The sequence below is a fragment of the Rubripirellula tenax genome (genome assembly GCF_007860125.1).
Lineage (GTDB): Bacteria > Planctomycetota > Planctomycetia > Pirellulales > Pirellulaceae > Rubripirellula > Rubripirellula tenax.
This window is the reverse complement of the sequence record NZ_SJPW01000005.1, coordinates 542219-564233: the sequence shown is the minus strand read 5'-3', so window position 1 is coordinate 564233 and position 22015 is coordinate 542219. Positions and strand designations below refer to the sequence as shown.

The 22015-nt window shown below is 53.3% G+C and carries 16 protein-coding genes; 10 read left to right on the top strand and 6 right to left on the bottom strand.

Going from position 1 to position 22015, the window contains the following annotated elements; genetic code table 11:
* Window positions 1–117: 117 nt before the first annotated feature.
* Both Poly51_RS20475 and Poly51_RS20470 read right to left on the bottom strand, forming a co-directional pair.
* The gene (locus Poly51_RS20475; RefSeq protein WP_146459632.1) at window positions 118–726 is read right to left on the bottom strand and encodes a CDP-alcohol phosphatidyltransferase family protein; all 609 of its coding nucleotides are present in this window, start codon (window positions 724–726) and stop codon (window positions 118–120) included.
* Between the two features lie 9 nt (window positions 727–735).
* The gene (locus tag Poly51_RS20470) at window positions 736–2055 is read right to left on the bottom strand and encodes a phosphatase PAP2/dual specificity phosphatase family protein (protein ID WP_186775691.1); all 1320 of its coding nucleotides are present in this window, start codon (window positions 2053–2055) and stop codon (window positions 736–738) included.
* Between the two features lie 138 nt (window positions 2056–2193).
* Here Poly51_RS20470 and Poly51_RS20465 point away from each other — a divergent pair, with 138 nt between their 5' ends.
* Window positions 2194–3168: a phosphatidate cytidylyltransferase gene (locus tag Poly51_RS20465; RefSeq protein ID WP_246114645.1), complete on the top strand. Its 975-nt coding sequence runs from the start codon at window positions 2194–2196 to the stop codon at window positions 3166–3168.
* Window positions 3168–3824, top strand: a complete 657-nt coding sequence (locus Poly51_RS20460; protein ID WP_146459630.1) for a lysophospholipid acyltransferase family protein — start codon at window positions 3168–3170, stop codon at window positions 3822–3824. Before Poly51_RS20465 ends, Poly51_RS20460 begins: the two co-directional genes overlap by 1 nt.
* Here the strand turns inward: Poly51_RS20460 and Poly51_RS20455 are convergent.
* Complete coding sequence (locus Poly51_RS20455; protein ID WP_246114644.1) at window positions 3808–4239, bottom strand: hypothetical protein; 432 nt, start codon at window positions 4237–4239, stop codon at window positions 3808–3810. The two genes, Poly51_RS20460 and Poly51_RS20455, sit on opposite strands and share 17 nt — an antisense overlap.
* 132 nt (window positions 4240–4371) lie before the next feature.
* The gene (locus tag Poly51_RS20450; RefSeq protein ID WP_246114643.1) at window positions 4372–4785 is read right to left on the bottom strand and encodes a hypothetical protein; all 414 of its coding nucleotides are present in this window, start codon (window positions 4783–4785) and stop codon (window positions 4372–4374) included.
* 447 nt (window positions 4786–5232) lie between these two features.
* On the opposite strand from Poly51_RS20450, the gene Poly51_RS20445 reads away from it, so the two are divergent.
* Window positions 5233–5796, top strand: a complete 564-nt coding sequence (locus tag Poly51_RS20445; protein WP_146459629.1) for a hypothetical protein — start codon at window positions 5233–5235, stop codon at window positions 5794–5796.
* Between the two features lie 200 nt (window positions 5797–5996).
* Here the strand turns inward: Poly51_RS20445 and Poly51_RS31865 are convergent, their stop codons facing one another.
* Complete coding sequence (locus Poly51_RS31865; RefSeq protein ID WP_390621798.1) at window positions 5997–6218, bottom strand: dienelactone hydrolase family protein; 222 nt, start codon at window positions 6216–6218, stop codon at window positions 5997–5999.
* A 162-nt stretch (window positions 6219–6380) separates the two neighbouring features.
* Between Poly51_RS31865 and Poly51_RS30620 the strand changes: the two genes are divergently transcribed.
* From Poly51_RS30620 to Poly51_RS20420, 5 genes are all read left to right on the top strand, one after another.
* Complete coding sequence (locus Poly51_RS30620; protein ID WP_222435898.1) at window positions 6381–7091, top strand: hypothetical protein; 711 nt, start codon at window positions 6381–6383, stop codon at window positions 7089–7091.
* A 599-nt stretch (window positions 7092–7690) separates the two neighbouring features.
* Window positions 7691–11800, top strand: a complete 4110-nt coding sequence (locus tag Poly51_RS20435) for a PA14 domain-containing protein (RefSeq protein WP_146459628.1) — start codon at window positions 7691–7693, stop codon at window positions 11798–11800.
* A 347-nt stretch (window positions 11801–12147) separates the two neighbouring features.
* Complete coding sequence (locus tag Poly51_RS20430) at window positions 12148–13092, top strand: hypothetical protein (RefSeq protein ID WP_146459627.1); 945 nt, start codon at window positions 12148–12150, stop codon at window positions 13090–13092.
* 36 nt (window positions 13093–13128) lie between these two features.
* Window positions 13129–14091, top strand: coding sequence for a tetratricopeptide repeat protein (locus tag Poly51_RS20425; protein WP_146459626.1), 963 nt, complete (start codon window positions 13129–13131; stop codon window positions 14089–14091).
* 801 nt (window positions 14092–14892) lie between these two features.
* Window positions 14893–15690, top strand: a complete 798-nt coding sequence (locus Poly51_RS20420) for a hypothetical protein (RefSeq protein WP_146459625.1) — start codon at window positions 14893–14895, stop codon at window positions 15688–15690.
* Here Poly51_RS20420 and Poly51_RS20415 read toward each other — a convergent pair.
* A complete protein-coding gene (locus Poly51_RS20415) occupies window positions 15687–18266 on the bottom strand; it encodes a serine/threonine protein kinase (protein ID WP_146459624.1) in 2580 nt (859 codons plus the stop codon). The two genes, Poly51_RS20420 and Poly51_RS20415, sit on opposite strands and share 4 nt — an antisense overlap.
* Before the next feature lie 309 nt (window positions 18267–18575).
* Between Poly51_RS20415 and Poly51_RS20410 the strand changes: the two genes are divergently transcribed.
* Together Poly51_RS20410 and Poly51_RS20405 are read left to right on the top strand one after the other, a co-directional pair.
* A complete protein-coding gene (locus Poly51_RS20410) occupies window positions 18576–20570 on the top strand; it encodes a Calx-beta domain-containing protein (RefSeq protein WP_146459623.1) in 1995 nt (664 codons plus the stop codon).
* 45 nt (window positions 20571–20615) lie between these two features.
* Entirely contained in the window at window positions 20616–21854 is a 1239-nt protein-coding gene (locus Poly51_RS20405; protein ID WP_146459622.1) for a hypothetical protein, read from the top strand.
* Window positions 21855–22015 lie beyond the last annotated feature (161 nt).

Here is a 22015-nt window from a genome sequence, read left to right as displayed (position 1 = left end):
AGAATTTCGCTGGTAGCGAGAAAACGGACGACTTCGTAATGACTAGGTCCGTTTGGGGTGAGGCTGGCCTGGTCTTCGCTGCTGCTCACTGTTTGTTAAGACACCGGTCTTGGATCGTCAGTTAGCACCTTCACTCAGCGCGATCCGAGTTCTTCGGATGACTGTGCCGACCCCGAGTAGTGTTAAAGCCGTTAGGTAGATCGTGGTGCCGGTGGGGCTGATCCAGTCGAGTGCTAATAGCGTTGCGAATGTTCCCATCCAGAATGCTCGATCGCTTTTTCCCATCGGGCCGGCGTAGCCTCGGGGGCTGCCGATTTGGATGGCGACGACTCCGGCGAATTCGACAATCACGGCTTGTAAGACGAACGCGACGACGCCCCACATTGGAACGTTTGGGACTAACGCAACGGGTAGGTATAAGGCCACGTCGCTGATCACGTCGCCTAGTTCGTTCAGCACGGCGCCTAGACGACTTTTCATTCCAAATTCGCGGGCCAACATCCCATCGATCGCGTTCAGTGCCATGCGGACCAGCAAGATGATCGGCATCGCCGCTAGCGCCCACCACTGGTCCGGATAGGCTGCGATCAATCCGCCGCCTATGAACGAGAGCACGACCGCGCCGATCGTGACTTGATTCGCTGTCATACCGGCAGCCGCCATTCGTGTGCAGATCGGCCGCAGTAGGTTTTGAAACTTGGGTTTTAAGTCGTAGACGCTGGGCATGGTGGGCGATCAATTCGTTTCAAAGAGTCGGCGTACCTCGGGGCGAATCACGACGGCGGGTCGCGCGGATTGGATCATCGTGAAGGCGTCCTCGGCCGATGTTGCTCGTTCGGTTTGGATCAACCACGCGGCGACGATGGCGACGCTGCGTGAGTATCCGGCTTTGCAATGTACCAGTACTCCGTCGTGGTGGTGTTGCAGGATGAAGGCGACGGCTTGGTCGAGTTGTGTCCGCGTGGGCGCGGTTAGGTCCAAGATCGGAAGCTCTAGACGCGTGATGCCTCGAAGCGATTCGGGTTCGTCGAATGCGTTGCAGACATCGATGACGGCCGAGACCTTTTTGCCGACGATATCACTTGCTTCGGTCTCGGTTACATGTCGGCCGATCCAAACGCCATCGGCGACATGGTCGATCATCGCCGACTGGCGTGCGTAGTACTTCCACGACAACCACTGCGCCGCAAGCACCGGCCCCAGCACGATCTTGGCCGCCCAACTGATCCGGCCGGCTTCGCGGCGATACACCGACGGTCCCAGCCATGCGTAACCCACCGCAACGATCGCGCAGGCAATCGCAGGCCACAGCGTTAGCCAACCGAGCGCCGGTATCCAGACGATGGGCAATCCAAACCCAAGCGCCAGTATCGCGTAGCCGATCGCGAATCCGCGTCCACCTTTGTGCGGTGTTTTCCACGCTCGCCCATCGATGAAATACATCACCAAGACCGCCAGCACAAAACCGCCGACCACATCGATGACATGGTGTTGGTAGAGCAACAGCGTCGAGCATCCGATCAGGAAGAACCAGAAGTGCGATACGACTCGCACGATTCGATTCGGACTGTGTTTGGCAAAGTGAACCGCCAACACGGTTCGAAGTGCGATGTGCATCGACGGGCACAGGTTGTAAGGCCGGTCCATGGCGGTGAACCAGTTGTAGATGCCACCGAAGAAACCCGTCGCGATAGGACGCTCCACCGCCAACTGCAACGGGAACAACAGGAAACAGATGGCGGCCGCGATGACGACGGCCGACAGTCGCAACGCCAAGACTTTCAGTTCTTTTCGGTCGCGACACAGAAACGGTGCCGCCACAAAGAACAGATCGATCGACATATAAGGCACGATCATGATCGGTACGAAGGGAATCCATCGCTCCCAGTCGTAATACCAGGTGCCGACGTCGCTCCGCAGGCTGGTCACATACGACGCGCCACCATACAGCAGCAAGAACAGCGCCGATGTCACCAACGCGACCTTTGTCGCATCGGCGAACGAAACGCGATCGTGAGAGACGGTGCCATGGACGGGCGATTTGGATGGGTTCATCGGCGGATGTCTTCCTATCATGCTGTATCGAGGCCGAAATCGGCGATGTTCAGCTTAAGAGCCTAACTATCTTGCCGCGCGGCGCAGATTTTTGCCGGCGGAGGATCTATCTTCTTAGACTCTCACAAAGACCACGCCATGATGAATCACCTCGCGCCCGAAGTCCGCACGACACTCCTTTGCCTGTTTTCGGCGTTGGCGGTGTCCAGCGCGATCACGATTGGGTTGAAGCAGTTGAAACCGGATCGTGACTTTCACGAATTGCGATGTCGCGTCTGGACGTGGTGGGCGATCGTCGGTGTTTTCTCGTTGTCGTTGATGTGGTCGACGAATGCGGCGATCGGTTTCTTTGGGTTTGTCAGCTTTTTGGCGCTCAAGGAGTTTTTGTCGATGACGCCGACACGCCGCGCCGATCGGCGGGTGCTTTTCTACGCCTATCTTGCCGTCCCGATTCAGTATTGGCTTGCCGCCAGCGGTTGGTACGGGATGTTTATCGTGTTCATTCCGGTGATGATGTTTGTGTGGTTGCCGACGCGGATGTGGATGATCGGACAAACCGACGGGTTTTTGCGTGCAGCCGGTTCGTTGCACTGGGCGTTGATGATCACGGTGTTCAGCCTGTCACACGCCGCGTTCTTGTTGGTCATGTCGCCGGGCGAAACGGCGCGCGTGGCGGCCGAGTTTCCGTCGACGATTGCCGAGACCAGTCCCGGGCCGGGGTTGTTGGTGTTTTTGATTCTGATGACGGAACTGAACGATATTTTTCAGTATCTTTGGGGCAAGTCGATCGGCGGTGCCAAGGTGGCTCCGCTGGTCAGCCCGGGCAAGACTTGGTCCGGTTTGGTCGGGGGTGTGGTGACCACGGTCGTTGTCGCGGCGATCATCGGGCCTCGATTGACGTTGATGGATCTGCCCCGTTCGTTGATCGCCGGCGTCGTCATCGGACTTGCCGGTTTTGCGGGTGACTTGTGCATGTCGGCGCTGAAGCGAGATTTGAATATCAAAGACTTTGGCGCGACGTTGCCCGGGCACGGCGGCGTTCTGGATCGAGTCGATTCGTTGGTGTTCACGGCACCGTTATTCTTTCACTTCGTTTACTACATGTACGGTTGATGGAAAATACAGTCAATCGACCGCTGCGTTATGCGTTCTTTGCGTTGGTGGTTCGCCCGCTGATGATGATCGTGTTGGGCACGAACGTCCGACGCGTTGCGCAGTTGCCCCAGTCGGGGCCTGCGATCATCGTTGCCAATCACAACAGCCACTTGGATACGTTCGCGCTGATGAATGTTCTGGGGCTGGATCGACTCGGTCGCGTGCGTCCGGTTGCGGCGGCGGACTATTTTTTGACGCGTCCGCTGCGCCGTTGGTTCTCGACTCGCATCGTCGGCATCATTCCGATTGACCGCACGCGAGCGCGCCGCGAGGACGGCAAGCATCCGCTGGAACCGATTTCCGAGGCGCTGCGGGCCGGCGCGATCGTGTTGTTGTTTCCCGAGGGAAGCCGCGGCGAACCGGAACAGATGACCGAGTTTCAAAGCGGCATCGCGCACCTGGCCAAGCGGCATCCGGACGTTCCGATCACTCCGGTGTTCATGCACGGGCTGGGCAAGGCGCTGCCCAAGGGGGAAGCAATCCTGGTTCCATTCTTTTGCGACATGTTTGTGGGCACGCCTTTGGAAGCGAACCTCGGCAAGAAAGAACTGATGGAACAGTTGACCGGGGCGATGCAGGAGTTGAAGGCCGAGCTACCTATCGCGAGTTGGTGATCGGTTCTTTTGTTGTGGTTAGATCGTCAACCGCGTACGCTTCGATCTCGAATGGGTTGTCGCGATATCCGTCGCGACCGCGAAGCGAAAGCACTAACCAGAACGCGATGTAAGCCGGCACGAACGCGATTCCCCATCGTTCGTATTGTCGAACGTGAACACGTTCGTGTTTGCGACTGGTGGCCAAACATGTTAGGTCGCGGCCCAGAACGACATGGCCCAGCGTCATCGCCATCGCGGGCACCAGCATGCGCGAGAGTCCGGCGGCGATGCCCCGGCCGTGAATCTCAATCACTCCATCGACGCGCTGAAACCGGCCACCCAATAGCAACCCGATCGTGATGCCGAAGACCGTGTAGGGCGATGCCCATGCGTAGGCAGCAGCGCGAGCGAGGATGTGGAGCGATCTTGGCAACGTTGCTTGCTTTACAAAACGAGAACAGCCCGGAACCCGTCGCGATTCTATACGCGCGCCAAGAGTCCAGGCTGTTCGCTATGTCATTCGGTGTCAACGGTCTGTCAAAAACAGACTGTGATGCCGACTCGATTACGCTTCGTCGTCGAAGTCGTCGTCGAGTGATTCTTCGTTCGATTCGGCTTCGTAGGCCGGGTCGGCAACCAGTCCGAGTTGGTCGGCTTGGTCGTCGGTCAATTGGCAGTAGCCGAGGCTGCGGATGACTTCCAGCACTTCGCTGCAAGTTGGGAACATGCGTCCCGAGTCTCGTTTGTAATCGTCCATGGCCTTCATGAACTCGATTTCTTGGCCGCTGTAGTCACGTTCGCAAGTCGTCGGGTCGATGTGACGGCGACGTTGCTGTTTGCGGCGTGGGCTCTTCATCACGCCCGTGTCGACGGCTTCGGAATCTCCACCGCGTCGTTCGTTGCCTCGGCGATCGAGGGTGATGACGTTTTCTTCGGTGGTCGAAGTCGCTTTGTCAGACGCTGCTTTGGAGATGGCCATGCTATGAAAATCCCGTGCGATGGATGTTGTTTGACAGTCGGACCCGTCACGCCGAATTCGCCCCCCGGCGTTTCGGCAGGCCCGACAGTTGAGGAAGGCTTGCAAAAAAACCTAGCACGCTGGTTAGGCAAACTTGAGTCAATTCGGCAACTTTGCCGGATAGAAAAGCCTTGCGGCCTAGGGAGAAGGGCCGGTCGTACCGGCTGTGGCGATTATGGCCTAGTGAGGCCGCTGGCGAGGGACCTTTGCGTCTTCAGGGTCCCCGCCAGCGGCGTCGCGGGGCCCCAACAAGGCAAATCACTCTTGTGAATTTTCTTGACAACGCATTGCTCTGGCCGCGATAACTTTCCTGAGCCCAATCCAATCCGATAGTAGACAAACAAGTTACCAGATTGTCGCAACCTCGGACGGCCACTCACGGACAATCACTTCCAGCAAAAAGTTGAAATGAAACGATCGATTGCTGTCAGGCTGCTCTTGCTTCTTGCGTTTCCCACCTTGCTACACGCAGATGAACCGCAAAAAAACGGATCCAGCGTTTGGGACAATCCTGTTCCCGATAAAGTTTGGAGAGAATGGGAGCCTGACCTCACCGAGTTTCAGACGCAGATCCAAACCCTTGTAAGTCGTTACTACGAGGGCTGCGTTGTTAAGTATGAAGATCACACGTTGACATTCGGCCACCGAACCAGGAAGTTTTGGATTCATGAGAGCTTTCTCGATGGTGGTTGGCAGGATGCGAGAGAAGAAATTGGTCCGAATTCAGATGGGATCTACTGCACGATCGCAACACGAAGCGGCAACGTCCGTGGGCAGCTTGTCTTGCCTGTAAAAATCAATCGGCACTACTTCGTTGACCATTTGATGGCACCCTACTCACCGAAGTTAGACGGTGTCCTCGCGGTTTCGTTGCGCTATCCGATAGATGCCGACCCAACGTTCTTGTCAGAATTTGAGGCACTTGTGAATCGTTTTGACAAACACGTCCATGAACCGTTTGAAGCGGATTGATTTGAACGCAGCGGAAAAGGCATTTGGTACTTGCTCCTGCGCGGCGACGTCAGGTAAGAATCGTATGAACAACAACTGACGGTTTTACGTGTAGCGGAAGTCTTCAACGGTTTGTCGATTTAGCCAGATTCTTGCCACGAATCTACGCAAATGTTTTGCACGGATTTGTGTCCATCGTCCTTGCACGACAGACCGAATCTTTAGCGTGGTCGCTGTTGTGAAAACAACCATTGGTGAACTTTCGGGTCACCGGTGGGAACGCCGTGGCAGGCATGGCCGGCGCCTTTCACGACGACCAGTTCGATGTCGAGACCGCTGTCCTTCAATGCCTTGGCCAGGGCAATGCACCGCTTGTTCTTGTTCAGGTCGTGATCGTTTTCACCAACCCAGGCTCGGATCGGAGCATTGATTTTTCCGACCACGCTCTTGGGATCGACCGGGCCCGACACGGTGATGGCGGCGGCGTAACGACTGGATTACAGAGCCGAGTCGCTAGGAAAGTTGCTCTCTGTCCTTCGATCGACTTCGCGCACAAAGAACTCCAGCGTGAAGGCGTTGAACTTGACGCCAAGGCGGTCAAACGCGTGGCATACCAGTGTGGTGAAGGTTTACTGGCGATGCGAAAGCACTGGATTGAGTTGATGCGAGAAGGAAAGCTTCCCGCTGGCGATGAGCTGGTGGGAAAGCGAGTTTCAGTGCAGATCGATGGAGGAAGAATGAAAATACGCGGTCAAATGGCGGTGAAAACCACGATGGCCGAGCGGGTCAACGAAGACGGGCTCTTAATAGACGACGCACCAGGACGCTCTCGCAAGAAAGCCAAACGCACGTATCCGACGGACTGGCGTGAACCGAAGCTAGTCACCAACTTTATTCATGACGACGCCGGAAAAATGGTCAAGCAGACCAAAGCGACGATCGACCTAACGCTTCTCGGTCCCGACGCGATCGCAGAAATGATTGCCATGCACCTTCATCGTCTCGGTGCGGCCAAAGCGGAAAGCGTGACGTTTGTTGCCGGCGGGGCTCCTTGGATCTGGGATCGGATCGAGGCGATCTCGCGTCTGGCCGGGCTTGACGAACTGCCGACGACTGAGGTGCTCGACTGTTGCCACGGGGTGCACCATATCTCCCAGGCGTTGGCGGCACAGGGGTTATCCAAAGACGAACGCAACCCGTTGTATCGTCAGCACCGAACGCTACTTCGCAATGGCGTCAAGTCGTTGAAGAACTCTCGGGACTTCAGTGTGAGGAGAAACCAATCGCCGAGCTTGAGACTGAGCTCGCGTACCTGAGGCGTCATGGAGAAACGGGACGTCTGAGTTACGTCTCATTCCGAGCGAAAGGTTTACCCTGCGGCAGTGGTGCGATTGAAAGTAGTATCCGCCGAGTGATCAATTTGCGATTGAAAAGCAACGCAATGTTTTGGAAGGCTGAGTATGCCGAATCGATGTTGTAGGTTCGCTGCCAAGTCATACCAGATCAATGGGGCCAAGCGATGAGAAACCTAAGCGACTTCCGACGAAGGACGGCCACCGATGACTACCGCTGGACCCCACAATTGATGAGCTGCAAAACTGAAGACGCTCATAACACAGCAACTTGAACCGGCAGTTTACAGCATTTGCGTGACGCCGATTTCGGAATGCGCCCCATGCGATCGAAATCTGGCTGATTCAGGATTGGAACAACCTAAGTGGGGTGTCACTGCGCGGCGAATTAATGAAATCCACGGATTTTTTGACGGTCTGGAAAACCGGTAGAGATAGCCACAAACTGCTATCAAACGAACGAACGAGGAGAAATCTCAGGAACAATTTCAGGATTGTCGCGCAGCGGTCATTCGGTAACCGTGTCCCCACGGTGTATCCGCCCGAAATCACCGAGGACAGCCATGTTGACCCGTAAGCCGAAAACGAGAAAACCCAAACCAAAACGACTCTTGCTAGAGAAGCTTTGCTCTCGCGAGCTGTTCGCGGGCGATGTCCTGATTTCGGAGGATTTCCAGGATCAATCGCTGGATGGATTCAATCCGGTTTATTCCAACGCCGTTTCGCACGGGATCGCGGAGGTTTCCCCTGGTGAGTTCGCATACCAATCGACTTTCGATCGGAATGAGACTGGCACGCTGCTAGGCAGTACCTTCGGTGCAGTTGACTCGGTCGAACTTTCTTTCCGAGTCAGGTTCCCCGATGATATCCCAAGAGACTCGTCGTCGGCGCATGACTTTGTCGGTGTCAAACTATCTAGGCTCATCGCGCCGGTGGGAGCACCCACGCTACACAATTTTCAAAACGAGCTACATGCTTACCGAAACGCGGACGGGAGCAGCTACTACCAGCTAGTGTTTTACGCGGAGAAGAACGGCACGACTGACCGCTTTGAGTTCATGCTTTCGCCAGAAGAATGGATCGACATTCGTTACAACGTCACATTCAACACTCCGGGGCAGTCCGATGGTTCGCTCGTAGTGTGGGTGAATGGATACGAAGAGATCCGACGCGAAGGAATGACATGGGCTGATTCAATTGCTGATCGTCCTGAGAGTTTTTGGGTCGGAGGTCCGATTACCATGCGAGGCGTTGACCCCGCAACGCCGATGAGAAGGCAGCTCGATGACATTCGTGTGATCGCTAATTCGAACTCAGGTGATTCCGAACAACCACCAATCGTCCCAGTCAGCCAAGTTGAAGCCGCAAGACGTGAGCGAATCGAAGCAGGAAGAACCATTTCCGAACTCGTGATCACTGGTACAGAAAGAAAAGACGATATCTCACTTGCGGGTGACTCGTCTTCACTCACGATTCAAGATGGCGATCGTGAACTTACCTTCAGCGATGTTGACCGCGTGGTGATTGATCTCGGCGGGGATGATGACAGTTTGGTCGTCGAGCGATCATTGGCAGCAACCATCGGAGCGATTGCGAACACCGAATCGGTTCAGTTTATTTCGCAGGACCGACAGGACTCCGCAAATGAACAGCGGTACGATGTCAACAACGATGGTTGGGTTTCCGCAGTCGACGCGTTGCATGTAATCAACGCTATCAACCAGAATTCGACAGATGCAGGCCCCATCGAAGCAGAATTCGATTGGCTAGCGGATGTCTCACGAGACGGTCACATCTCCGCGCTTGATGCCTTACAGGTAATCAACTTTCTGCACAGCCAGCTCAATCCGCCCGCCGAAGCACCGGATCTGGTTGAATATACATCATTCCAAGGCGAACAATCATCTCTCTACGCCTACGAAGGTGAGCACGTTATTTTACTGGCGAAGTCCCCTGACCTCGCCCAGAATGACATCAACAGATTGATTCGCCAAATTGATCGCGGCTACGAAATTTACCGCGAAACCACTGGACGTGATCCTGTCGACAATGGGCTTTCAATTGGGAAGACCATCATCGCTCAAGTCGATCAAACCTGTGGCGCGGGGTGCGGTTATCTCGGTGCTCGTGGTATCGAAATCGACACCGACTTCTTTGACAACGCCGTCATTGAGTCCGCGGAAACGGGCAAACCAGACCACATCTTCTTCTACGAGATGGGACGTAACTTTTGGTTCTACCAATCCAAGCTTGAGTTCAACGAACTGCGTCAAGACCGATCCACTCGTGGATCGGGTGACTTTATGGTCAACGGCTTTCCGATATTGATGGAACGGGCCATCAGTGAGTTTGCAGATATCCCATTCAGCGGGCCACAAGACGGCGCTGGCACGCCGGAATTCCGAGCTTCCATGGACCGCTGGCTGACGAACTACAAAGCAAATCCCGAAGCGACTTTCGACAGCGTGTTTTTGGATTTTGAAGGTTCGCTTTACAACGATCCATCGACCGCCGGCGGCAACGTGGGAACGATGGATTACTTCGCCGAAATCATGCTTGATCTAGCACGCGACTACGGCGAACTGGAGTTTTTGAAGCGTTTTTGGCAAGAAGTCGCCCAGCGACCCGACATGACCGACGTTGACTCAGCCATTAGCAACCTTGTCGACTCCGCAAGCATCGCTGCGGGCGAAGATCTCCATGATCGCTTCGTCAACCAGTACAAATGGGACACGGTGAACTACTCACGTCGGTTTGAGGACTTCGATCTGGCTGGCCGAGAACAGTTCGGCGGTGGTGGATTGCTCGCAAGCTACATGCCTGGTTTTCCAGGCGAGGTAGCCCCGCAAATCATTGAGCAGCGATTCGAAGCAACCGTCGATCACGAGTGGGGGCTCGGCAAGCCAGTCGACATTGTCTCAGCCGACTACTTCAACGCCAGATGGGAAGGCGACATCTTCTTCCCCACACTCGAGCAGTACACATTCAATCTGTTTGCCGACGACGGAGTGCGCCTCTGGATCGGCGACGAGCTTGTAATTGATTCATGGCAACCGCAACGACAAACGGTCACTGGAACCTTCACGCCATCCGCCACTGGCCCCAGATCAATCCGTCTTGAGTACTTCGAGAAAACCGGTGCAGCAACAGTGCAGCTCGGATGGGCCAATAGTTTGTTTGACGGTGTCATTTCGACGGAATACCTGAAGCCGTTAGATGACCGACAAACGCCATCCTCGCAAAATCCCTCCATCCCCGAAGATGTCAACGGGCTAAAACATCTTTCGGTTTCAAACGTCCTCATCCCATTCGACGCAAATGAACAGGACCTAACGGGGCCTGCAAGCTGGGCAGGCAACTACGGAAAGACCCCTGAGATTATTGTCTCATCCAACGGTGATTCGCTTGACGTTCTTGCACGAGACTACGATCCGGAAACAGAGTGGGATGCAGTTTTGTTCCGCGTTGTGCCCACACCCGATGGGTATGCGATTGACCAAATCCGAAATGACCTGCCGATGCTGGATCGAATCATGGGCTTGGACACCGACGAAGAGGGCAACCGCTACTATGCGACTGGTGTAGACGAAAACTCCCGTGTCAATGCAACCTTTCCAGCGTTGGAGACCTACCGGACCGATGTGGTGCGGGTCGTCAAGCTGGACGATAAGGGAGACGTTCTATTCAATACTGATTTAGATACTGCTCGGAAAGAAGCAGACGAAAATGCTCTGATGATAGTGAATCCGATGGTCGCGGGTAGCTCACGGCTTGCCGTGGGAGGTGGCGAAGTAGCGATTGTACACAGCTCGAACACAGATCCCGATTGGAATATTGCTGGAGTGCGACATCAGATGGCAAGGTCAACACGACTTGATGCAGACAATGGTGAAGTCACGCGAGTCAGTACGATCTGGGCTAGTCACTCATTCGACCAACGTTTGCTTCACGATGGCGAGGGAATGCTTGAAACGCACCTTGGCGACGCCTATCCACGCTCCATTGTCGTCGGGAGCGATTACGAAACGCAATCAGGAAACACTCAAAGCAAATCTTTGCCGCTCTTTGATATCAAGGGAGATCTGGGAGAAAATAATACAAGGACTAGGCTTGGTGACATCGTAGCGGTGGCCGACTCAAGTTACGGCCACATGGCCATATTCTCAACGGAAAACACGAGCACGACCGAACCGCTCTCTGATCAAGCGGAATTGATCAGCGGGCCACGCAACTTGGCCATCACTCGCTTCAGCAAAGAAGACGGCAGCATTGATCCAAGCCTTCCGGATCGACTGACCGTGACATCAAATGGCGAAGTTCACGAGAACAGACTTCGATGGTTAACCGCGTATTCTTCCGAATCTGGTCTTCATGCGGAGCGTCCGAAAATGGTGCGTGTCGGTGAGGACAAGAACATCGTCTTGTGGGAACAATGGGAAGTTGCTGGCTCGACGGAAACGTTTCAAGGCGTCTATGGCTTGGTCATCGACGACTGCGGCCAAGCATTGCAAGAAGCGAAGCTGATCACACAAGATCACCACTTGCACCGCGGTGATGATGCTTTCTTGTTGAACGACCAAGTCGGTTGGATGACTGGCAACGCGACCGAAAGAGCGCTTCAAATGCATATGGTCGATGTCGAACTTAACTATTCAACGCACATGCTTGAATGAAAAGATGCCAACGCTAGTCAACCACGCTGTTTGAAAACAATCCATGTCAGCGACGAGGGGCGAAGCGGGCGCATTTCGTTTGCAACCGCAGAGGCAATTGCTCAGTAGAGCGTTTACGCCGACCGTATCGGAATCTAAAGAAATCCGCTTGGACTATTTCGAGAAGACCGGTGTCGCCACCATTCAGCTTGGACGGAACAGCGACCTGTTTGCTGGAATCGTCTCATCAGCGTACCTGCGGACAGTCTGATTCTATTTTTAACAAGCGTACACCGCTCGAAACCAAGACCATTCGATTCGACTTGACGTATTAAATTTCCGAACTCAATTCAATATTGCGAACTCAAATGACTAGAACAACTTTTCTTTCAATCCTGTTCTTTCTTCTCGAACTAATGCTACATCCTGCTTATGCAGAAGATCCGAGAGAACGCGATCATGACATGCGAGTGGTCCACAAGGTGTTCGACAGTATCGGTAGTTGTGACTTCGAAACTGCGTCGCGTACGCTAGAGATGCTCGATTCCGCCTCGGTGACCAACACGTTGGAATCTCTGATTCGTTTTGAACAATGCAAAATGCGTTTCAAGAAGAACGGCGGGTTCTCAAACCAAAGGCAAACGCAACAATTGCTTAAGGAGGGGAAGGAATTTGAGAAAAATATTCGCTCGGCCCTTGATGGTAATGAGAAAGATTTTACGACGTGTTATGTCGTCGCGATGGCCGGAACCGCGTACCTTTCTGTCGCTCAACAGTACTTGTCCTACAACGACGTGTTTATTGTCGAAGGAAAGCCTGGAAGGCCCGAGGAGGAGGTCCGTGCAGACTCCGATCGCACGACCAGCATTTACGCTCTAGTTCTCGTTTCCGTTCAACACTGCCTGCGAATTGACAACCAGGATCCAGACAGCCTTCTTCTGTTTGGATTGCTATGCATCCAAGCGAAATCATTTGATGGCTTTTTGGCTATCGAGCTCGGCTTGCGTCTTTTCCCAAAGAATCACTTTTCCTTGTTGTACGCGGCAGAAAAATGGGAGCATCCTGGACTCATTGGCAGCAAGAATCTGCGGGGCCAGCTTGCAATTGCGTTGTGCCGTGTTCCACAAACCGCAAGGCGAGTCATCAAACTGGCAAAACAGAAACACTTTGTCGAATTCGAACTGTTAAAGAAACGGGTCGCTGAAGCGAAGCAAGACGGATGCCACTTGGAAGTAATGGATGAGATCCTTGAAATGTCCTTTAACGCCCTGCATTTTTGCATACACCTAGAAGAGCAATTGAAGAGTCGCTAGTTCAAGCACAAACTCTTAGTCATCGAATAGCTCTCAATGCGCACAAATTATTTCCAAATATTTGCGGTCGGACTATTGCTGGTCGCAGGTTGCCCTCGGCCGATGGTTGATAGCCAAGCTCACCAGTTAGTAATAAGCGATCCAAAGGGCGAGCGTCTGGGTGAGCATCTTGCTGCGAAAAGCGACGCAATGATGAGAGAATCCGAGCCACATGACAGCGGATCTCATGAACTGATTGTGTCCGACTGGTCTGCGCCCGAAGTCGATGTTCAATCAGCATATCTGCGGGGCAAGCAGAGCCTGAGTGTCTCAAATTTTGATGAAGCATTTCACCATTTCCTATTCGCTGCCGAGAAAGGACATGCCGAATCGCAGTTTGCCGTCGCGATGATGTTCCATCACGGGCAGGGAACCAACACAGATGGACAAAAATCACTACTCTATTGTCAGGCTGCTGCCGACCAAAACTTATCGCAGGCACAATACCTGCTTGCAAAGTTTTATCGCCAAGGAATTTACGTTCCTGCGAATGATGCGGTCGCCTTTCGGCTTTTCGATGCTTCAGCAGGACAAGGACTTGCGCAGGCACAAGTGTCGCTTGGTTTGTGCTACGCATTGGGAGTTGGCACCGAGATGGATGCAATCAAGGCCCGGGAACTGCTTGAGAAAGCACATAAGCTGGGATTTGATCTCGCACAAACCAGGACTGCATTGGTTCAGGATGCAATCGAGCTCAGGGACTATCCAATTAAAAAAATACAGCAACACCAAGCAACGTTTGAGCAGCTTCGCAAGTCGATTGATCCCGAAACGGAGTTTTACCAGAGTGACAACGGCATTTATCGACCTTACGAGAACTCAATTCTGTCGCGTCAGGAAAGAGAATACGACGCGCTGTTCGCTGATCTGATGCGAAGCAAACCAGATCGTGATCGAAAGATTACACTGATCGTTGCAACAATGGGCATCTTAGACGAATTGCTCGGGGATTCAGATTGACAAGTAGGTTTCTGGCTTCCGTTCAACAAATTTGGTTGATGTTCAGTTTCAGTCATCGCGCAAAGCGGCGATCGAGAGTCTCTCCGCTTGATCGCATTGCCCGGATTGAACTGCCTGTGGGGGACGTTACGCGACCAACTTTGGCAGAAGTGGACTGGGGCTTAGCAACGAAAAAGACGCGTTTTCTGAACTTGATCTTGCTTCAGGCTCGGTTCACGGTTTATCACCCTCGGTTGAGGTTAGGCTAAGCGGCTCTGTTGCAGCGTTTGCGTGGGTCATGTGTTCCGTTGGAGATTGCAAAACACGATGTTTTTGCGGATTTGTTTGCTTTTTGCTGTCTTCACTTTGAGCGACAGATTGTCTGCGCAAACTGAGCTTTTCAATGACAGTACGCTCTCTGTGGATGGGCAAATCCCCGCGTTTGGCGATCCGCTGCCTCCGTTTGAATCGTTGAATCAAGGAGGTGATGTTTTGGAGATCCCAACGCCAAACTTCCTGAGTGATGGGGCATTACGACAGCTCGGTAGCTCGTCCCGAAGTAGGTCGCTCACAAGCTCACGATTCTCTCCGACTCAAGACTTGATCTCCCGTTTTTCGAGCATCAATGCTCGACGTCGCCTCCAGCCCCAGATGTTTTCGGACAGCCCGTCTGCACCGCTGACTGTCGTGGTAAACGATGGCCTGATTGCAACATCCGATTTGTCGCTGGGGGCGGGTGCAAGGCGACTGAAGGTGGCGGCGAACAATCGAGCGTTGCCACAGGATCGAATCATCTTCACCTATCAGGTCTACTTCGACGCATTGACTGCGGATGCCAGTCGATTTCGCGTTTTGCCGGATACCAAGACGATTGATTTGCATCAGTACACCCTTAGTTTTGAGAAAACGTTCGCCGACGGTTTGGCATCCATTGATATCCGTATGCCGTTTGCCAATCAGCTTGCACTCGACACTCCCAACTTTGGTTCGGAAGGAGGCCGGATCGGAAACCTTAATGGGAAGCTGAAGTTTCTGTTTTTGAGCAACGAAGATTTTGCCCTGAGTGGCGGTATTGGTCTCGATATCCCTACCGGAAGCGACTTTGCGTTTCAAGGAAACGGTCTTCAGTATCGAGTCAGCAACGACGCATTTTTTGTGCAGCCATTCCTGGCGTATGAAGAACGGTTTGACCAATGGTTTGTAAATGTTTTCAGCTCGCTTGATGTCGCCCTCAATGGAAACACTTTTCGACGAGATCAAGTTGCTCGTTCAGCCGACGGCAAGATTAATGACCAAACCCTGCTGATACTTTCTGCTGGTGCAGGTCGTTGGGTTTGGACGACACCGGGCAGCACACTTTTGGACGGTGTGGCGATTGTAAGTGAACTCCACTACACGACCACTCTTCAAGATTCTGACTCGGTTGCAGATTCGTTTTTTATTCAGAACGTAAGCGTTTCAAATCTTTCGAACCGTAGCGACCATCTGAATTTTACCGTTGGTTCACATCTTGCTTTCGGACTCTCATCGTTGCGTTTCGGCTATGTCCAACCACTTCGCGGAGGCGATGATCGTGTGTTTGATAGCGAATTAAGCGTCCAGTTCAATCGAGTTTTTTAAACGCCGCCCAATTGTTGCTCCAAAGCATCGTGAAGCATTTCGAAGTCTTCTCTGGCCTCGTCACTGATCTGCTGTCCATAACGGTCCATTTCAATCTTGTGGCGTCGGCTCCATTCGATTGCTCGCGCGAAGTCATTCGCTTTGTAGGCGTACAAAATTGCCTCGCGTGCGAATTGCAAGAGCCAATCGGTCTCATTTGGCGAGCTGTCTCGGTAGAGTGCGAACGACTGTCGCAATTCAGCGTCGATCTTCTGGCTCTCGAGCGACCAACGTGGCTCAACACCTTCTCCCGTCTTCGTCTGCATGAAGTCCTTCTCGACAAGCGAGAAGTAAATTGCCCGTGAGTAGAAATATTCATGCGCGTACCGCGTTATCGCAGGATTCTGTGCTCGAAGTCGGTTTAGAATCTCGCAAGCCCCAATAATGTCAAAGCGGCATGACGCTCGCTCAACTGTACCCAAGGGTAACGCAGCTTCGAGAGATGCGTTTTGGCGACATAGGGTCATTTCACGAAGTGTGATGGCGGCCTGGAAGTCGGCTTCGAGCGACAGGTTTTGAGACTTTGAAAGCGATTTGAAGATTTCCGCCGCATGTTGATACGATTTGATCGCACCCGCTATGTCGACGGATTCGCCTGGGTCATGCAGAGCAATCTCTGATTCGATGGCCGCTGTTTCATAGTAACCTTTTGCCAGTTCAAGTCTCAGCTTCTCTTTATCGTCGATTTCCATCAACGTCTCTCGAATTGCTTGCGATTTCTTTATTGTCTCAAGCGATTCAATGAGCAGTTCAAGTGAATTGCCACGCATGGCTAACGCTCTGGTTGCAGTTGCCAAGTTGTGGAGCGCCCCTGCGTGGCGTCTCAAGAACCACTCACTGCCCGGCACTCTTTTTACAAGCTGCTCACGAATTTTTACAGCTTGTCTAGCGAGTTCAACCTGTTTTGATGGATTGCTTCGCCAAAGACCTATTTGAATCGTGAGATTGTCTGTCAAAGAAGATAGGCGAGCTGTCTCAATTAACAGATCGTCGTTGATCGTTCCGCTCATATTCGCCCAAGCCTTTTTAGCTTCTGGCGTAATCGCATACGTTTCAATGGTCTCATGCACAGAGCTTGTCGAAACAGATTTCGGGTTTGTGACAATGTCCCGAAGACGCGTCGCTGATGCTTCAAGATCACGAATTGCAGCATCTCGTTCGGTTTCCGATTTCGCAAGTTCACCGAGTAGGCTAGCCATTTGAGTCTTAGCCTGGATCATTAGTTCATCCAGATCTCCGTAGACTTCATCGCGGTTACTTGCCTCTGTATAAAAAGCGTTTGCTTTTTGGAGCAGTTCGCGTCGCACAGTGTGAGAATTAGGGACGTTGCGAAGATCAGACGAACCGATTTCCACAAACAGTTCGTTGATCGTTTGCACCTGCTTGCGGTGGCTCAGTCGTGCTCGTTCCGCGTTTGCCGTCGCCTCGAAATACAGGTTCGAAACCAACGCCAGCAAGCCAGTCACAGATGCCATAAATATTGTCGGTAGCGGGTTCCGCTGGCACCATCGCATCAACCGGATTCGAAGAGGGGTTGGCTTCGCCAGGATTGGCCTATGATTCAAAAAGCGATCCAGGTCTTCTGCCAAATCACCCGCTGATCGGTACCTATCATCTGGAGATTTTTGCAGGCAAACGCCACAGACAATACTGAGGTCGGTAGGAATATTTCGATTCGATGAACGTAGCGATGGGGCCGGTTGCAGTCGAACCATCTCCAATGTTTTCAAAACGCTATCGCCCCGAAACGGTGGTTGGCCCGTCAGTAACTGGTAAAGCGTTGCACCAATGGCGTAAATATCCGCTTCAGGGCCAACGGCCTTTGACATACCTCCAGCTTGCTCAGGTGACATGAATGCTGGCGTGCCCATGATTTGGCCGGATCGTGTCATCGTTTCATCATGTCCGATCGCTTTGGCCAAGCCGAAATCGAGGACGTGGACACTGCCATTGTCGTCGAGCATGACATTTGACGGCTTCAGGTCGCGATGGATGACTCCTTTGCCATGAGCGTAAGCCATGGCCGTCGCGATGTCGCGGGCGATCCGAGCGGCTTCAGTTGGAGAAAATGAACGAGTCGCGACGCACTCGTTGAGCGAATGGCCCGCAATGAATTGCATCGCCATGAACTGGTGCCCATTGTCCTCGCCAACCTCATACACCGAGGCGATTAGTGGATGGTCGAGCCGAGCGACGGCTCTTCCCTCTGCCGCAAAACGCTTTCGGTCCAGGTCATTTGCGAACTGCCCGCGGGAAATCACCTTCAGTGCGACATCACGATCAAGCCCGATGTGGTTTGCTAGATAAACCACTCCCATGCCGCCTCGGCCGATTTCGCGGACGATTCGGTAGCCACCAATCACTTGCCCGGCAATTTCGGGAGCCGCCGGAGGAGATTCATCGGTTCCCGCTCGACCTCCAAGATTGTCTTCTTCACTGAAAAAATCGTTCGCGATGAATGCGGATGTCTTCCGGCTGGACTCTGAGTCATCTTCTTTCGCGACAAAGTGAAGTTCGTTTTCCGGCAACTCCTTCATTCCAGTGCTTTCATGGCGGATCAGTGTGTGACTATTCGATCAAGCTGATGGTGGTTTTTGAGAGCAAATAGCCCAGACTACCTACTGAAATTGTACCGAAAATGGGCATGCGCCGCAGAGCGGTGGCAGGAGGCCGTGGATTTTCCGGGCCCGCTTTGCCTGACAAGCTCTAGCGTATTGGTCGTCTCGCTTCCCAGCAGGCGAATCTGTCGAGAGCTAGAAGATTATTTTCGCGAAGTCGCGCAGCGATCGAGAGCTCGGAGTGTCCTCAGGGTAAAGTCGTTCCCTACCAACTAAAAGAAGAACCTGATGACACGATACCCAAAACGAAGGCGACCACGATTCTCGGCGATTGAATCCTTGGAGAAGCGACAAATGATGGCTGCCGCGATCGACGATGCGATGACGAGTCACGCGTCGGTCGAGTCTTCCGTGGTGGCAGGCTCCGCCTCGAATGCAATTGCCAAAACGGCCTCCGCCTCGTCGGCGTATATTGGCCGGCCCATCTCAATCACCGTCGGACCAGGTACAGTGACTGAGGGGGCGTTGGGTCAAACAGCCACGACGAGCGTCACGGTCAGTCGCAGCGGATCCCTCAGCCAACCGGTCCGAGTGCTGGTCACGGTTTCTGATGGAACAGCCAAGCGTTCAGACAACGACTTTGAAGGCTATTCGCGTGAATTCACCATTCCAGCCGGTCGCAGCCACATCGACGTTCCCATTAAAGTCTTTGGCGACGGAAAGTACGAAGGGCACGAGTACCTAACCGTAAGGGCTCGTCTAAACGAATCCACTTTTAGCTCGCCGTGGGGCAGCAATCGAGTCTCGATAATTAACGACGACGCAAAGCCGTTTACTACCGTGGATTCTTTAACCAATAACGTCATCGTCAACGAAGGTGACGTTGGGTATCAAACACTTAGCTTTGACTACAAACCCACGTCACCGTCCAGCGAACGAACTGTCGTTCGAGTTCAAACGCGAAGCTTGGCACGGAATCCCACCGCTGGCGTGGATTACGAGGCGGTCGATAAATTGCTCGTCTGGCAACCTGGCGAAACGCATACTCAACGTGTCGAGGTCAAAGTTTATGGCGACACGAATTACAACGACTCGAGTCGAGAGACTTTTCAAGTTCTCGTGACACCGATCCAAAATGCCAGAGTAGCGGCTCGAAATTATACGAACGTGACGATCGTTGACGATGACGATGCGCCGCCACCGATTCCAACCCAACTAACGTTCGAACACGTTCGCGAGGCCGAGGGAAATGGAGGTGCTCGTACTGCCCGCGCTACGTTCCGGCTCTCCAACCCAACCAACTACGGCGTTGAAATCCAATATGCCCCGAAAACCGGAGGTGCTTGGGGGGCAGCGGTCGAAGGCGAAGACTTTCAATTGAAGGCAGGTCGAGTGATCATTCCCGCTGGTCAAACCGAGGTAACACTCGATATTCCCATCGTCGGTGACAACCTCGTGGAATCGGACGAGTACTTTCACGTCAGCCTGACGGCACCTGACTGGGTTCACGTTCCCAATCCGCATATGGGTGTTACGCTTCTCAACGATGATTCACCGCTGGTGGATGCCCATGCAGCCGTATTCCGAAACGGCACGTGGTTTATCGACGGAGGTGACGGGGGCTCCGCCGAGCGAACTGTATCCTTTGGATTGGCAGGGGATACGCCGCTGACCGGCGACTTCAACGGTGACGGATCCACTGACCTTGCTGTGGTCCGCAACAACCATGCAAGCGGCATGCTCGACTGGTACTTTGACTACTCGGCCAACGGAACTCTCGACGCGACGCGACATTTTGGGCTGCTAGGCGACAAAGCGGTCGCAGGCGACTTCAATGGGGACGGAGAAACGGATGTCGCGGTGGTTCGCGAGAATCATTGGACGGGCGGCCTGGACTGGTATGTCGACTATGATCGTGCTGGGTTCGCTGCCGAAGATGTCAAGCGGTTCGGAAACATTGGCGATCAGATCGTACCAGGCGACTTCGACGGCAATGGACGAACCGACTTCGGCGTCGCGAGAAACGAAAACGGATTTCTGCGATGGTACATGGACATCGCCGGTGACGGCGAGTCCGCGGAACAGAGTTCGATATTCGGTTTGTCGACAGACCGTGCGTTGGTCGGCGATTGGGACGGTGACGGTGACGACGACTTTGGCGTAGCAAGGGTTCTGAAAGCTGAAGTCGTCGATCTGCTGTTCGATCTGACGGATGGGCAGGATCATGACGAAGAACGCCGAATCCGTTACGGTTGGGAATCCGATGAATTTCTTTCGCTTTAAGTTTGATGGGGTAGGTCCATGTTTCTGAGCAATACAGAATCAACCATGATGTCCGTGCTTTTTGGCGTCGCTGGCCAGGATGACGGCACCCGCAAGGAATACCTAGAGCGATTCTGCGAGGCGTATACAGAACCGCTCGCTCGATTCCTGATCCTAACCAAAAAACAATCAGAGGATGACGCGCGCGAGATCGTCCAGGACTTTTGGCTCACCAAGGTGATTCAACCTGCACCTGAACAAAATCTGATTTCCAAGTATTTGTTGGTGCGTGAGTCGAAGGAGGATTCGTCGTTTCGGCGTTATCTTTCGAAATCGCTTAGCTTCCACTTTATCAATCGTTACCGTTCGGCAGCAGCAAAACAGGAGCGGGCCAATGTTGCGTTTGAACAACTGGAAGGCTGGGAACCGGAAGACGCAGAGTCGGACCAAATCGAATTTGACGCGGTTTGGTCGAATCACTTACTCGACCAAGTACTCAAGCAAGTACGCACTGAGTGCCTTGCCAACGGACACACCGACAAATGGAACGTATTCGTTGAACTAATACTTCGGCCGGGTATGCAAGGAGTCGCCCCACCCTCGTACTCGGAACTTGCCAGCAAGCTTCAGATTGATAGTCCGAAAGCAGTTGGAAACGCATGGGTCACCGTGAAGCGAATGATCCAACGACACTTTGTAACTGCGATACAGCAGTACCTACCTTCGGGCACAAGCCAAAAGAGCCTCGCCGACGTAGAGAATGAAGCACGCGAAATGCTATTTGGATTGGCGGCGAAGGGCGGACTGCGAATCGAGTTTGAGGAATCCATCGGAATGGTCGAGGCATCGTGCGCATCAGCGTCATTTGAGCTCGCTGGAATTCCCGCGGACCATCTATTCAAAACGGTCGCCGACCTCCAGGAAGCTTGGAATGGCATGCTTTCGACAGAGGTTCGCATCATATTTGGCGAGCCAATTCAGGCCGATGGCAACATGATTCTCAACGATTGGATCCTGTCGAAAAGTGAGTCACTGGAGTCCCTCGATCGAGCTCGCAAGATCGCAAAGCGAAGCGGCAAACGAAAGAGCGAACAACTGTCGGAGCATCATTGTTTTCCGCGTGAGACTTGGGCCCTGATTTACCTGCTTGCAATCGCAACTGCGAAGCTGAGACTAGGGATGGATTTGTCGCAAATGGACGCGTCGAAGCTGAAAACAAGGATGCAACAGTTCCGCGATTTCGTATGGATTGACGATGATTCCCGTATCATCCTCTCTCAATTTGTCGACATCGCTGCAACGTAAGATAGTCTTCCTCCCCCCGGAAACACTATTCGGTCACTTAACCGAAGAAGCAAGCTCTTGATAAAGAGGGCTCTTCCGCAGGATCTGTGGCAGGGCGATTGCGCCACACTGGGTAATCTGCGAAGCTGAGCAAGGGTTCGTGATTGGGTGGCTGGTCTGTA